This window comes from Parascardovia denticolens DSM 10105 = JCM 12538 (assembly GCF_001042675.1).
GTDB lineage: Bacteria > Actinomycetota > Actinomycetes > Actinomycetales > Bifidobacteriaceae > Scardovia > Scardovia denticolens.
The window spans coordinates 526,997-542,373 of the sequence record NZ_AP012333.1; the positions used below are offsets into that span (position 1 = coordinate 526,997).

At 59.8% G+C, this 15,377-nt stretch carries 8 protein-coding genes; 4 read left to right on the forward strand and 4 right to left on the reverse strand.

Annotated elements, in window-relative coordinates; genetic code table 11:
* Positions 1-88 precede the first annotated feature (88 nt).
* Positions 89-1,408: a C1 family peptidase gene (locus PSDT_RS02250; protein WP_006290605.1), complete on the forward strand. Its 1,320-nt coding sequence runs from the start codon at positions 89-91 to the stop codon at positions 1,406-1,408.
* Between the two features lie 190 nt (positions 1,409-1,598).
* Here PSDT_RS02250 and PSDT_RS02255 read toward each other — a convergent pair whose 3' ends face one another.
* Entirely contained in the window at positions 1,599-5,276 is a 3,678-nt protein-coding gene (locus PSDT_RS02255; RefSeq protein WP_006290604.1) for an ABC transporter ATP-binding protein/permease, read from the reverse strand.
* A 311-nt stretch (positions 5,277-5,587) separates the two neighbouring features.
* Between PSDT_RS02255 and PSDT_RS02260 the strand changes: the two genes are divergently transcribed.
* From PSDT_RS02260 to PSDT_RS02270, 3 genes are all read left to right on the forward strand, one after another.
* Positions 5,588-6,379 (forward strand): ABC transporter ATP-binding protein, encoded by a 792-nt coding sequence (locus PSDT_RS02260; RefSeq protein WP_006290603.1) that lies wholly within the window; start codon positions 5,588-5,590, stop codon positions 6,377-6,379.
* Positions 6,380-6,387: 8 nt separating this feature from the next.
* Positions 6,388-9,360 carry an FtsX-like permease family protein gene (locus tag PSDT_RS02265; protein ID WP_006289813.1) on the forward strand — a complete coding sequence of 991 codons (2,973 nt, stop codon included), beginning with the start codon at positions 6,388-6,390 and terminating at the stop codon, positions 9,358-9,360.
* Between the two features lie 63 nt (positions 9,361-9,423).
* Complete coding sequence (locus PSDT_RS02270; protein ID WP_006289814.1) at positions 9,424-10,416, forward strand: endonuclease NucS domain-containing protein; 993 nt, start codon at positions 9,424-9,426, stop codon at positions 10,414-10,416.
* A gap of 382 nt (positions 10,417-10,798) precedes the next feature.
* Here PSDT_RS02270 and PSDT_RS02275 read toward each other — a convergent pair whose 3' ends face one another.
* The 3 genes from PSDT_RS02275 to PSDT_RS02285 form a co-directional block, all read right to left on the reverse strand.
* Entirely contained in the window at positions 10,799-11,779 is a 981-nt protein-coding gene (locus tag PSDT_RS02275) for an FKBP-type peptidyl-prolyl cis-trans isomerase (protein WP_006290602.1), read from the reverse strand.
* A 286-nt stretch (positions 11,780-12,065) separates the two neighbouring features.
* A complete protein-coding gene (locus PSDT_RS02280) occupies positions 12,066-12,344 on the reverse strand; it encodes an HU family DNA-binding protein (RefSeq protein ID WP_006289816.1) in 279 nt (92 codons plus the stop codon).
* Positions 12,345-12,692: 348 nt separating this feature from the next.
* The gene (locus tag PSDT_RS02285) at positions 12,693-15,326 is read right to left on the reverse strand and encodes a lysylphosphatidylglycerol synthase transmembrane domain-containing protein (protein ID WP_006290600.1); all 2,634 of its coding nucleotides are present in this window, start codon (positions 15,324-15,326) and stop codon (positions 12,693-12,695) included.
* Between the last annotated feature and the right edge of the window lie 51 nt (positions 15,327-15,377).

Consider the following 15,377-nt stretch of genomic DNA (forward strand, 5'->3'; position numbering starts at 1 on the left):
ATCGCCTGTGACGGTCCTGACCAATCCAGTATTCGGCCCTGCCTATAATTATGGCCTATTGACACCGAAATCCCTAGAAAGGACAGTCATGGCAGAATTGACAGTCGACCAGACGAGGAAGATGGAAACCTCCTTCGCGTCCGATAAGAAGAACCTCTTGGCCCAAAGGGCGGCGGCCACCAACGGCCTGCTTAAGGCGGCCGAAGACCAGTTCGTCCTGGCCCGCAACAAGAACCCTTACTCCACCGACCTCACCTCCGACGGGGTGACCAATCAGAAGCATTCCGGCCGCTGCTGGATGTTCGCCGGCCTCAACGTCCTTCGCTTCCTGCTGGGCAAGAAGCTGAACGTGGAGAACTTCGAGCTGTCGCAGAACTTCCTGTATTTCTATGACAAGCTGGAGAAGGCCAACTATTTCTACGACAAGATCATCGCCTCCGCCCAGGCCGACATCCTCGACCGCAAGGTGGATGCCCTCATGTCCGAGCCGGAAGGCGACGGCGGTTGGTGGCAGTACGTGGTCAACCTGGTCAAGAAATACGGCGTCCTGCCCAAGACCTACATGCCGGAGACCGCCAACACCGAGAACTCCGAAGTCATGAACGCCCTCCTCAACCGCAAGCTGCGTCAGGACGGCCTCCGCCTGCGCGAGCTGGTGCGCGGCGGCGCCTCCGAGTCCGAAGTGGAAACCGAGCGCTCCCGGATGCTGGAAGGAATCAATTCCATCGTCTCCGTCTCTTTAGGGGTCCCTCCTCGCGAATTCCGCTTCCAGTATCAGGACAAGGACAAGAAATACCACGACGAAGGCCTGATGACCCCCAAGGACTTCTTCGACAAGTACATCGGGGTGGACCTGGATGATTACGTGGCCTTGGACCACTATCATCTGGAGGGTCTGCTCAGCATGCACAAGCATTACAGCAACGACCTCGCCGGCGACATGGTCGGCGCCCCTGACCCCCACTGGATCAACACCCCCGTCGAAGAGATGAAAGCTGCGGCCATCAAGCAGTTGCAGGACGGGGAGCCGATCTGGTTCGCCTGCGACGTCGGTCAGGATTCCGACCGCAAGGCTGGGGTCATGGCCACCGATCTGTACGATATGGCGACCTTGGTGAGCGTCGATTTCACTATGGACAAGGGTCGGCGCGTGGTTTCGCATGAGTCCATGGCCACCCACGCCATGACCCTGGTCGGCGTGGACGTGATCGACGGGAAGAGCGTCCGCTGGAAGGTGGAGAACTCCTGGGGCGACGAGAACGGCGAAAAGGGCTACTACGTCATGACCGACGATTGGTTCGACCAGTTCACCTTCGAAGTGATCATCAACAAGAAGTACCTGAGCGAGGACCTGGTCCAGCTTTACCAGACCGAGCCTGAGGTCCTGCCTTTCTACTTCCCCATGTGATCCGGTAAAGCCGGCGTGATCCGGCGAATCTGATGGATCCGGTAGATTTGCCAAAGCCAGAGCGATCCGCCACCAATCGATGAACCCGCCTCAAATGACAGTGACGGCTCCTTGCATCATCCGCAGGGAGCCGCCACTTTTATTATGCTTACGCCGTCTGGCCGTATTAGCCCTTCACTCGCCGTGGGACCTATCGAACTTGGGTCAGCCGCCCTTCGGACAAGGTGAACAGGCGGTCGGCATAGGCCAGGGTGGTCGGCCTGTGGGAGACGAAGAGGTAGGTCTTCCCTTCCTGATGAGCCATGAGGGCTTGCATGAGTTCGGCTTCGAGCAAGGCGTCCATGTTGCTGGTCGGCTCGTCGAAGAACATGAGCTGGGCCTGGGAGAGGAAGGCCCGGGCGATGGAGACCCGCTGCCGCTGTCCGTCGGAGAGCTGGGCCCCGTCATGGTCCAAGGGGGTGTCCAACCCGTCGGGCAATTGGTCGATGAGCTCGTCCAAGCAAGCGGAGCGGGCGGCCTCGCGGATCTCCTCGTCGCTGGCGTCGGGTTTGGCTATGGCGATGTTCTCGCGCAGGGTCCGGTCGAAGATGAAGACGTTCTGCCCGGACAGGGTCTGCACCTGACGCAGTCTGGATGTGTTCACCCGGTCGATGGGGGTCCCGTTGACCGTCAGCTCGCCGCCGGAGATCGGGCGGAAACGCATGAGGAGGTCGATCAGGGTGGTCTTGCCCGACCCGTTGGGGCCCTGGATGGCAACGGATTCACCGGCTTTCAGGTCCAGGTCCACCGAGGTCAGGACCGGCCCGAGACCTTCCCCTTCCTTGGCCGGGCTGGCCGCCGCCGGAGGTTGGGGGTAGGAGTAGGAAACCCTCTGGGCCCGTTCGGACTGGAATCCATCCAGATTGATCCCGTCCTTGACCGGAGCGGCTTGCGGCTTTTGGTCGAAAAGGGCGAAGACGCGGCGGGCCGACGCCATCGTGGGCTGCAGACCGGCACCCAGCCGGGAGACGGAGATGATGGAGGGGAAGGAGGTGGCGAAGCCGACCACGGCCATGAGGCAGCCGATCGGGTTGACAGTCCCCGCCATGGCCAGCAGGCCGGCCCGCAAGGAGAAGGCGGCGAGCAGGATCAGGCTGATGACGTCCGCCAAAGATACGTTGAGCAGGCGGTAACCGGTGGCGGCCGACCGTTCGGACATCATCTTCCTGCCCTCTTGCATCACGTCCTCATAGGCCCGCGGAGTGGCGTTGAACTGCAGCAAAGTGTTTTTCCCGTCCAGATAGTCAAGGATCTTGGTGTGCATACGGCCTTGGGCTTGACGCTCGGCGTAGGCTTTCCCGGCGGTTTCGGAGGCGAAACAGGAGGGGAGGAGGAGGCCGAGGATGAGATAGGAGACGAAGGCCATCAGGCCGAGGAAGGGGTTAATGCAAGCGAGGAGGATGGTCATGATCAGACCGTTGCCCACGGCGATCATCAAAGGGGAGAGGGTATGGGCGTAAAAGACTTCCAAAAGTTCGATGTCTTCGGTCAGGACGGCCACGAGGTTGCCTCTGCCTTGACCTGTCAGGCCGGCGGGGGATAGGGTCCTCACATGGTTGAAGGCCGCCACCCGGACGTCCCGCAGGATGCTGAAAGCGGATTCGTGGTTGAAGTACTGTTCCCGGTAGGAGAAGGAGCCGCGGGCCAGGGCCGACGCCGCGGCCAAGATGCCGGTGACGATGCTGACTGTGCGCGACCCGGTGAACCCGCTGTAGACGGATGCCGTCGCCAGCATGACCGAAGCGGTGGAAAGCAGGTGCCCGATCAGCCCGGTCAGGGCGGCGATCGCGACCGTCTTGCGGTGGGATCCCAGGAAGGAAGCCATGCGTTTGGCCGTAGACCAAGTGGAGACGGTTATAGCGGTGGAGGCAGTCGTAGCGTGAGAAGTGGGCGCGGTGGTGGCGGGGTCCGTCGCGGATGCGGGGGAGGAGGTATCGGACTGTGGCTTCCGCTCAGAATCATCCGGTTGGGACTCGGATCCTGACGCCTCCCGGCCGGCCTGTTCGACGGCGCTTTGTTCCCGCCACAAAGAGGCGAAAAGCCCGCTGATGGTCATCAGGTGGTCGAAGTCGCCCTCTTCGGCGATGCGGCCCTGGTCCAAGACCAGGATGCGGTCCGCATGGCGGATGTTGGCCAGGCGGTGGGTCACGTCGATCAGGCAGACCGAGTGGGACAGGTCCAGGAGGAGCCGGTCCAAGGCCTCGTCGTGGGCTTGGTCGACGGCGCTGGTGGCTTCGTCCAGGATGTAGACGGAGGCTTCCTGCAGCAGGCCTCGCGCGATGCACAGGCGTTGCCTTTGGCCGCCTGAGAAGTTGGACCCGCCTGCGGTCACCGGGGCCTGAAGCCCGCCCCGGCCCTCCAGCTCGGTCCACATATCCACCCGTTTCAGGACCTGGACCATCCGTTCCCGGCTGACGCCGTGCCCTCCCAAATCGAGGTTGGACTCGATGGTTCCGGTGAAAAGCTTGTCAGTTCCATGGATGGCGACCACCTGGTGGGCCAAGCGGTCGTGGGCGAAGGAGGAGATCTCCCGGCCGTCAAGGAGTGCCGAGCCCTCGTAGTCCGGCGATTGTCCGGAAAGGATTTTGATCAGGGTGGATTTGCCCGAGCCCGACTTCCCTGCGATTCCGATGAAGCCATGCCGGGGGAAGGTCTGGCTGATGGAGTGGAGGGCGGTGAAACCGTTTGCATAGGTCAGGGTCAGGTCGGATAGGGTCAGCAGCGGGCCACTTGCTGTTTTGCTGCGATTATTCGCTGGAGCGGAGTCTGTCGCCGGAACCTGGCCGTTTTGGAAGGAATCGCGGGCGTCCACGATTTGCTTGCCCAGTTTCATGGCCTTGGCCGCGTCGTGGACCAGGTAGATGAGCCCCCGCTCCGGGATGAAAAGACGGCCGCCGATGACGGCTACGAGGATGCCGTGGAAAACGGCCAAGGGCAGGGTGGGGCCGGCGACGGACCGTGGAGAGGTGAAAACGGTTGCTGCAACGGCTGCAATGACGCTGATGGCAATGGCGATGTCCGCCCCGATCAGGCTGCGGAGCTGGCCTTGGAGGATCTTCATGGTGATGCGGCGGAAGCCTTCCGATTCCTCGGCTATACGCTTGGACTCCTGCTGGTCGGCCCCGAAGATGGTCAGAGTCCCCAGACCGCGGCTGGCTTGCTCGAAGTGGATGCCAACCTTGTCATACTTGAGCAGATGGGCGGACAGGTATTTGAGATTGGAAGCCCGCATCATGTTGGCCCCTAAAGGCAGCAGGACCATGCCCACGGTCACGATGATCCCGGCCCAGAGGTTGATGGGGGCCAGGAAGGCCAGGGAGATGACCAGCATGAAGAGGACCTGCATGACGGTGGGGATGAAATCGCTGAAATAGGAGCAGATGGTCTTGATTCCTTCGGTGGACAGCATGGCCAAGGTCTGGTTGGGTTTGTCCCCTCGCTTTTCATCCTTGATGGCCGTATCCTGGGGGACTAGGAAGGACCTGACCAGATCGGAAGTCAGGGCCTTGGCGATGGATTCGTCATTGATTCGGACCAGAAGGTCGGCCCCGATGGAGAGGAGGAGGCGGGCAAGGATGACCAAGGTGGCCGCTCCCACCGTTCCCCAAGCGGACGAGGCGCCCCAGCCATCGAAATACCGCAGCAGGTGGCTGAGGGAGGCGGTCCACAGGTTCATCGGGACGGTCAGTCCGCTGGCGAAAGAAATCAGCTGGACGGCGAAGAGAACGATGAGAAGGTCCAGAAGCAAAGCCAAAGAGCTCGAAAGTCCGATGGTCGCCGATCGGCCGAGGGAGACCCCCGGCAAATGGAGGAATTCTTTTTTGATCATGCTTGTCCTTCCGCAAGGCTGCCAGGTGGCGGTCCGGACGGCTGAGCCGGCCGAGCGCTTGTAATTCCTAGGAATCATCGTCCATGGAAGACGGGATTTATTCCTTTCAGCATAAACCGAGCCCGTCACCGGAACAAGCACGCTAGGCCTGGGGCTATGATGTGAAGTCATAAGCGGCGGCCATAAGCGTGGGAAAGCCTTATCCGCCGAAAATCGAATCGCAAAGGGAACGGCGAAAATGACGGCGGGATGATGCCATCCGGGCCGGGAATCCGGGGAATTCATCAAGCGTCAAAGGGGGTGTGGCTGATATGGCTGAACAAAATGGGACTGCCTCAGGGAAGGATCAGAAGGATCAGGAGGGGAAGGGATTCGAAGCGGTCGCGCGGGCGGTGGACCTCTACAAGGTCTACGGAAAATCCGCCGATACCCGAGTCGTCGCCTTGGACCATCTGGATGTGGATTTCGAAAAAGGCAAGATGACGGCCATCATGGGGCCGTCGGGATCGGGGAAGTCGACCCTCATGCATTGCATGGCCGGTCTGGACACGCCGACTTCGGGCCAGGTCCTGGTCGAGGGGCTGGAGGTGTCCTCCATGAACCAGAAGCAACTGACCCAGTTGCGTCGCGACCACATCGGCTTCATCTTCCAGAGCTTCAACCTGGTCCCCACCCTGACCGCCCAGGAGAACATCCTCCTTCCCCTGCAAATCGGCCATAAAAAGATCGATTGGGATTGGTTCCATGAGGTGGTCAAAGTGGTTGGTCTGGAGAACAGGTTGAATCACAGACCCAGCCAGCTTTCCGGCGGTCAACAGCAAAGGGTCGCCTGCGCCCGGGCCATCATGGCCAGGCCCAGCGTCATCTTCGCGGATGAGCCGACCGGCAACCTGGACTCCCGCTCTTCCAAGGAAGTGCTGACCTTCCTCAAGGATTCGGTCGAACGGACCGGGCAGACCATCATCATGGTCACGCATGACCCCAAAGCGGCCTCGTACGCCAACCGGATCCTGGTCCTGGCCGATGGCCGCATCACCGACGATATGGACGAGCCCAGCTATGAGCGGATCCTGGACGTCTTCGCGTCCGGCGAAGAGGACTAGGAGGGGCCATGTTCACCATCGGCCTGCGCGACGCGCGTTCGCATTTCTCCCGTTTCCTCATGTCAATCATCGCCATCGCCTTGGGCGTGGCCTTCGTGGTGGGCTCCTTCTCCTTCAGGAACATGCTGGAAGACCAGATGAACGCCGCCTTCGCCGCTTCATCCGAAGGGGACGTCTACATCCGCGGCGCTCGGAAGCAAAGCGGGGTCTCGGCTTCCCCGCTGCTGGACCACAACAGCATCAAAACCGGCCTCATCAAAGATGTGGCCAAGGTCTCGGGGGTCAAATCCGCCGTCCGCATGATCACCCTCAATAACTCTGCCTTGGTCGATAAGTCGGGTAACGCCGTCAGCTTGGGCGGGACGGGGACGGTGACGACCGTCTCCATGGCGGAAAACGCCTCCTGGCGGTCCACGATCTTCCTCAAAGGCACCTATCCCCGTGGGTACGGCGAAATCGCTTTGCTGGACGAGACGGCCAAGACGGCCAGGCTCTCCGTCGGGGATAAGACCACTTTCGTCTATCCCAGCGGTCCCCGCAAGGTCAAGATCAGCGGCGTCTTCTCCCTCAAGCAAGTGGCTCAGGGGACCTATTACGTGGGCATCGACCCGGCGGTGGCCGAAAGGGAGAACGCCTATATGACCATGGGGACGGCGAAGACGGCCGGAACCAAGCCTTCTTCGGCTTCAGCTTCAGCATCTTCCGGATCGGCTTCGATCCCTTCCAGGTCAACCCCTTCCAGTCCGGCCAATCAATCCGCCAGCGGCAACGGCAGCCCTTCCGGTCAGGCCGGCGGGCAGACCAGTGGACAGGGGATGGCGGCCTCCCGCCTGCCCGCGACCGCCATGAGCCCACAAGCGGCCCAAGCCCTCAAAGCCCGTCAGGAAGCCGAACTCAAGGCCCGGCAAGAGGCGATCCGCAAAGCCCAGAAGGCTGCTGAAGAGAAGATGATCGCCCAAGCCAACGAAGTCACCACCTCCATCACCGTCTATGGGAAAGCCAACCATGGCAGGCCCCTGACCCATGATCAGCAAGTCGCCTTGGCGAAGCGAATCAACAAGGTGCTGGAGGCCAACCCTCTCAGCCGAGGGAAATGCGAGGCCCGGGCCATCACCGGCGACACCCTGCGGCAGGAGCAGAAAGACAACACCAACACCACGATGGGCTTCCTCCAGCCCATGATTCTGATCTTCGCCTTCATCGCCCTTTTCGTCGGCGCTTTCATCATCGCCAACACCTTCTCCATGATCGTGCGCGAGTCAATGCGGGGCTACGCTTTGCTTCGTTCGGTCGGGGCCAGCCCTTCCCAAGTCTTCATGACCGTCATCGTCCAGGCCTTGCTGATGGGGCTGATCGGCTCGGTCATCGGGGTCTTCCTGGGGTGGGGGTTCATGGCCCTCATCGCCTGGGGCTTGTCCAAGACCGGGTCGGCCATGGGCGGATTCACCATGCCGGGGCTGAACGCCGTCATTCTGGGGATCGTCGTCGGCATCCTGGTCTCCCTGATCGGAGCGGCCTTGCCTGCCCGCCGCGCGGCATACGCCCCACCCATCCAGGCCATGAACGAGACCGTGAACCCGCAGAAACCGACCCGGCTGAGAGGCTGGATAGGCCTGGCCATGCTGGCCGTCGGCCTCTTCTTCTGGTGGCTGACTGTGGCCTTGGCCGACCATAAGGGCACAAGCGGGGCGGGTCCCACCGTGATCCCCGCTTTGAATACGATGTCCAGCAACACCACCTTGGCAGTTGGCTCCGTCCTGGTCATCATTGCCGTCATCGTCATCACCCCCTCCCTGGTCATCCCTGCCCAAAGGGTCCTCGGCTTCCTGCCTGCCCTTCCCTTCCCGGTCTCCGGAAAGCTGGCGGCCCGCAACCTGGATAGGTCCAAGAGGCGCACGGCCAACACGGCAGCTGCGCTTTTCGTCAGTCTGGCCATCGTGGCGGCCATCGGCACTTTGACGGCCAGCCTGACCGCCTCCACCGCCGGCCTGGTGGACAATGGTCTGAAGGCGACCTTCCTCATCCGCTCCCAGACCACGGGTCTGCCCAACGGGGTGGAGAAGGACGTCGAATCGGTCACAGGGGTCAAATCCGTCCTGCCCTTGGAGATGATCCCCCGGCTCAAATACAACGGGAAGCAGTTGACGGCTGTCACCGTGGCCGTCAAGCCCAACTTCTTCACCGACGTCTTCGAATCCCACATGACCTCCGGCGTCTCCGTCCCGGCCGCCCGCAAAGGGGAGATCATCGTCGGCAAGACCATCGCGGACGACAACAAATGGAAGGTGGGACAGACGGTGACCATCAGCTCCCCGGATGCCAGTCTGAAGGCCAAGATCGGGGGCATCACCGATTCGGCCATGCAGAGCCAGGTGGTCTTCCTGCCGCAGTCGCTGAAAGGGAAGCTGCTCAAGAGCTACAGCGGCTACACTTACATCCTCTATGCCACCATCAAAGCCGGGGCCAGCCCTGAAGAGCGCAAGGCCGTGCAAAACCGCTTACGCAAGGCCGTGAAGAAGTATTACGTGGTCTCGGTCCTGGACAAAGACGGGATCAAATCCACCGCCGCCCTCATGATCAACAGCATCATGATCATCGTGGACGCCCTGCTGGCCCTGTCCATCATCATCGCCATCTTCGGCGTGGTCAACACCATGGCCTTGTCCATCCTGGAGAGGACCCGGGAAATCGGCCTTTTGCGGGCCATCGGGACCAGCAGGGGGCAAGTGCGGGGCATGATCGCCATCGAAGCCATCATGATCTCCATCCTGGGGACCGTTTTGGGACTGGCCGTCGGGGTCGCGGCGGGGTGCGTCATCCAAAAGACGTACAGTTCCAGCGGTTTGGCCACTTTGAGCATCCCCTGGTGGCAGATTGGCTTCTTCCTGGTCCTGTCCATCTTCGTCGGCCTCATCGCCAGCCTGTCTCCGGCCCGCAAAGCCCTGCAGGTGCCGGTGTTGGATGCGGTCAGCGATGAATGATTTTTCGGGCCTTTCGGGTCTGCAGGTGGCCGATGGGTGTCCCGCGGATGATAAGGTGAGCCTATGCGCATAATCGTAACTGAATGTTCCGCCCGTTATTCCGGCCGCCTCAACGCCTCCCTGCCGACGGCGAGACGGGTCATCTTGGTGAAAGCGGACCAGAGCTGCCTCATTTTCTCCGAGCTGGGGTCCTATAAACCGCTCAATTGGATGGTGGCTCCCTGCACTTTGCGCGAATTCGGCCCGGATAGTCCACGTTTCGTGTCCGCCTGCCTTGATATGGAGATCGGGTACGCTGACGACTTGGTCCATGAGGAAGAAGATGAGGACGATAACGAAGATAAGAATGAGAATAACAATAACGACGAAAACGGAATCAACGAGGGAATCGAAAACCCGGATAACGACGATGCTGGGATTGGGGCCGCATCAACTATGGAAGATGAGGCAGAGACTAACGAGACGGACGAGACGGATGGGTTGGATAAAGCGGACGAGTCTGACGAGACAGAAGAGACGGACAAGTCACAAGAGACCGGAACGATGTCTGCTGATCTGAATCAGGTCCCCCAGGAATTCATCCATGTTTCGGCCGACAAGGGTCCTGACACCCTCCTCATCGCACTCTGGCGGATTTTCAGCGACCAGGAGTTCGACCTGGGACAGGATCCGGGTCTGACCAAGGATGGGGTGGAAGACCACCTCCAGCGTTTTCTGGCCGAGCAGATTGAGCGGATTGGGCCGGGCTCCCGGCTCGTCCGCAGGGAATTCCCCACGCCGATCGGCCCTGTGGACATCATGGCCGTTGACGCCGAAGGGGCGCATGTGGCGATTGAAATCAAAAGGCATGGTGGAATCGATGGAGTGGAACAGTTGACCCGGTATGTGGAGCTGTTGAACCGCGACTCTACCTTGACCCCGGTCCGGGGGATTTTCGCAGCCCAGACCATCACCCCTCAGGCCCGCACTTTGGCCGAAGACCGGGGGTTCGAATGCCTAGTCCTGGATTATGAGGATATGAAAGAGCAGGATTCGGACGAAATCATGCTCTTCTGATAAGAATTTCTTACCGGAGCGGTCGCTGCTTACAAAGAGCCACCGTTTACTGGGAGTTGCCGTCCGCTGGGAGCTGCTTCTGATCAGGCGGCTATCGCTCGTCGGATAGTCGCCTTTCGCTGGGAGTCATCGCCTTCCTAGCGTCGCTTGAGTCCCATCACAACCGCTGATGAACCCGTGCCGATAGGCCCTCTAGGCTGATAAGCCCGCCGGTCATGGCGCCGGTCGAGCTGCTGTCAAGGTGTCGATCAAGCTATCAATCAATCTGCCAATCAAGTCTCATCAAATCCGATCAAACACAAACCGCAAAAGAAAAAGAGCGGGAGAAAAATCCCCCGCTCTTCCTCAGTCCATTCGGACATGGCCGGAATATCGCTATCAATCAGTTCACTGCCAGAATATCAACCACAAAGACCAGGGTCGAGTTCGCCGGAATCCCCGTCTGGGCAGTGGAACCGTAGCCTTGGTCGGGAGGAACGATGATGAGGATCTGGGATCCGACCTTCTTGCCGGCCAAGCCATCACGCCATCCTTTGATGACGCCGGAGAGGCTGAAACTGATGGGGTATCCACGCTTCCAAGAGCTGTCGAAAGGCTTGGACGCGTCTCCGCCCAGAACCCACCCCTTGTATTGGACGGTCACGGAATCGCTGGACTTGACCGTAGCCCCATTGCCCTGCAGAAGGGTCTGAGAGACCAGCTTTCCGTTGGACTTATACGAGGTGAGGCCTGAAATCGACGGTTCACCCTTCTTCCCCAAAGTCACCTTGGGCAAGGCCGGGTCAATCGTGGAGACTTTGCTGCCTGTTGCTCGCAGGTCCATGTGCCGGGCGTCGGTCAGGGTGAGGGCCAAGAGGTAGTCTTCCTGGTTGGCGGAAGAGGTGGCGTTGGAGGAGGAATCCGAAGTGACTCCCAGAACGACCGTCGAATTGACGGTCATGCCTTTGAAGAGCTTATAGAACCCTTTTTGGACGGATTTTTCGCTCAGATAGGTCGAGCAGACCCCCGTCTTGCCGGCCTCCCAGGTGGAATTGATCTGTTTGCCGGTCTTAGGATTATAGACGATCTGCTGCAGGCAGAGCATGTCCCCGTCTTTCGCCGCTCGTCCCTTCCCCTTCTGGACGGTCTGATAGGTGAAGTTTTCCACCGTATAGGGGGTCTTGAAGGTGATGGTGGGTTTTTGCCCCAACTCGCCTTTGGCTGTGAAAGGTTTGTCGGTCAGCTGGAGGAAAGAGTCCTTGGTGCCGGCTTTTGGGGCGGATGAGCCGCAAGCGGACAGGCTCAGGCACATGGCCAAGGCGCAGACCAGAGCGATGACGACGAAAAGGAGGGATCGAAAAGTATGATTCGTGGAATTTCTCATGGGTTATACTCTACTTCCTGGCCGCTACCGGGGCTTCTTGGCCGCTATCGGGAAGAGGGCTGTTTTTTAAGGACGGAAGGAGAGGATTAAGACGGAAGGAGGGGAGAGTGAAGACACTTGTCATGAAGGCGTTCACTATGAGTCACCATATGGGTATTTACGATGGAAGCATATACAAAAAGGTCCCGGGCGTGAACCCGGAACCTTCCAGCTGTGATTAACGTCTTTGTTAGCTGAAGACTTCTAAAAAGCTTGTATGCCTTTGCCTGATGCGCTTTTACGGAGCTTAGGCAACGGCCTTCTTCAGCAAAGAGCCGGCCTGGAGCTTGACCCCATAACCTGCGGGGATGTTGATGGTTTCGCCAGTGCGGGGGTTGCGGCCGGTACGGGCGGCGCGCTTCACGCGAGAAGCGGAAAGAACACCGGTCAGGCGCAGACCTTCACCGGATTTGAGGGACTCAACGAGAACTTCCTGGAAAGCGTTGACAGCAGCTTCAGACTGAGCCTTGGTCAGGCTGGTCTTCTGAGCGATCTTTGCAACGAGATCAGACTTGTTGTATGCCATAGTGGTTATACATCCTTCTTGACTAAGGAGTTCAGCGGAATTGCTCAACTCGTTACAAACCCGATATTACCTTAACTTCACGAGAAAATCGGCCAAAAAGGGCAGAATGTCGCGGTTTTTTGAAAAAGAATAGTGAAAACTACCTGTTTGTAATTTGATTTGACTTCATCTTGGCGCTGAATCGGGCCATGAGAGGGGATTTTCAGGACGGAACCCACTGGTGGAGTGCATCTTCCGGCTCGAACCGAATCGTGTCCGAAATCAAAGCAGACTCGTTCGAACTCGAATCAAACCATGTGCAAACTCAGATCAAATCCTGCGCAAACACAAATCGGATCATGCCCGAACTCAAATCAGATCATGCTTGTTCAACCATTGCATGGCGGCGGCCCCGAAGGGAATACGGGCCCAGTAACTCATGATCCGGTAAAGCAAGGTGGCCGACAGGGCGATGGCCGATGGGACCCCGATGCCGGAGAAGGCCAGGGTCAAAGCCGCCTCCACGGCTCCCAAGCCGCCGGGAGTGGGGACAGCGGAGCCGACCGTGTTGGCCAGCAGGAAGATGAAGGTCGTCTCGATTGGGTTGTTGGTGTATCCGAAAGCCATGAGAGAGGCCCAGAAGGCGAGGCCGAGGCTGGCGTTTTGCAGCAGCGAGCCGACCACGCAGATGAGGAGCTTCTTCGGCTGGGTGATAAGGGTGGCAAGTTCGTGGCCATACGAGCGGACGATAGGGAAGACCTTTTTGACGAAAAGCTGGCGAAGGGGTTTGATGGCCATGATGATGGACAGAAGGAGGGCCACCACGCCCAAAGTGATGGAGATGGTGCTGGTGGGGATGGCCCCGGACAGGGTGTTGCGGCCGGTGAAGATGCCGATGACGATCATCAGCAGGACCGTCGCCGCTACCTGCACCGCCACGACCGCGCTCATGATGGCGGTGGCTCGGGTGCTCTTATACCCGGCTTTACGCAGATATTGCAGGTTCATGAATGCGGGGCCCACGCCGGCCGGCATGGTGATGGCGGTGAAGCCTTGGGCGACTTGGGACAGGAAGAGAGGAACCAGATGGAGCTTGTCCCGGTCGACGAAGACCCCCACCGAGATGGACGTGGCCACGGAGGTGATGACCGCCCCCAGAAGGAAGGAGACGACCGCCCACCACGGATTGGCATGGGTGATGGTGGAGACCATGTCGGCCGGCTTCATCTGGGTGAAGATGACCACGACCGCGACAATCAGCAGAACCAGGCCGACGAAGTTGCGGACGTTGAAGCGGGCGATGGTGACGGTTTCCGTGTTGTCCGCCTCGTCTTCAGGGATGAGCCCGTTGATGGTGGTCCTCAGGTCTTTCAGAAGGTGGCGCGTCCAACCTTCCGCCTGCCGGGTTTCCAAGGGAATCGCGGCCCTCTGGATGAAGGCGGTGAGGTTGTAGACGTAGTCCTTTCCCCAAGCTTCGACCGCGCATTTCACGGTCCGCTCGACGCCGAGCTTGACGGCGAAAACGGTGAGCAGCTGGGCCCGGTCCAGACTGACGTTGCTGGAGACACTGGCGAAATCGCCATTCTCCCAACCGGCGAGGATGACTTGGCCGTCCTTGTCCCGCACGATGCTGGCCGGAGTGATCCGCCGGTGGGTGTAGCCGCGTTTGTTGGCCTTGGCCAAGTAATCCATGGCGTAGACCACGTCCTCGTCCGTGATGGTCTCCCAATCGCATTCATGCAGGGGACAATCCTTATAGAAGATGATGATTCCGGATTCTTGGGCGTCGGTGACCGCGTAAGGATGGATGGTCGACAGCCCGATGTTCCTCAGGCCCAAGAGCATGTCGATGTGATGGTGGCAGGCGTTGCGGACTGTGCGGTCATGGCGGGTGGAGAGGTCCGACAGCTGGAACCATTGCAAAAGCTGGCGCAGATAACCAGCCGAGTGACGACGTTCGTCCAGGATGGAAACGGTGAAGTGTTGGCCATCGGCGTCGACCGCGTCGTAAAGGCGGGAGTTGACGATGAGGTCATCAGCCAGACTGGCGGTTTGATGGGAAACACGCACGGAGGCATCCGGCCGGTCCAAAGTATTGGGGTGGCTGCGCAGGAAATGGATGTCAAGCCCGACCTCCCGCAAGGCCTCCACGACGCCTTTGCCCCAGACGCCCACGTTGAGAGTCCCGATGGCGAACCGGATGACGAGGCCGATGGCCCGGCCAAGGAGGAGGGCGACGACCAGGCTGGAGAGGGTGTCCGCGGACAGCATGACCAGCAAGGCGCCGAGTGTGAAAGTGATCGTCCAACCAAGGCGGACCATGGACCGCGCTTTTCTGGGTCCGGCGGACGTCAGGAAGGCGGCGATGCCGGCGATCAAACCAGGCAACAGGCCGTCGATGGATTGGAGCTCGTTGAACAGGGGCGGGTAGTGGATCAAGGAAATCAGCTCGGCTACGCCGAAAGTGATGCTGACTCCCAGGATGAGGGAGAGGGAACAAGTGGCCAGTTGGATCCATTCGCGGTTGATGGAAAGCTGGATGAGCACCATGATGATGACGGCGACGGTCACGAACTGCTGCAGGAAGGAAACGGACCCCACGTACAGCCAATTGGTGACGATGACGCCGAAGGTATGTACATCGTGTTCGACCCCGCGGGTGACCCCCTGCAAGCCGATGGCGGCGACCAGGAAGAGGATGGCGCCCAGGATGCTGCCTGCGGCTCCCAGGAGATCGTTGAGGTCGTGCACGCGTTTGGGTGGGGTGTCGATAATGTGGGTCATGGGCAGGGAGACCGTGTCCATGACTTCCAGGTCATCGGATTCGTCTGAGCCGGATGAGTCGTTTGGGTTGGACGACCCGTTTAGGTTGGACGACCCCTTACCAGCGGCGGGAAAACCGGTCGCGTGGTTCCTACGCGTCGTCTCCATGTCCGTCGTCGGATCCGGTTCTTGGCCTTGTTCGGTCATATCCTTCGGCTCCTGTGCCTTGTGAGTGTCCATTGCTTCTGTTCGTTTCCGATTCTTTGTTCTTTTGTCCGCTGCTTGCTCGCT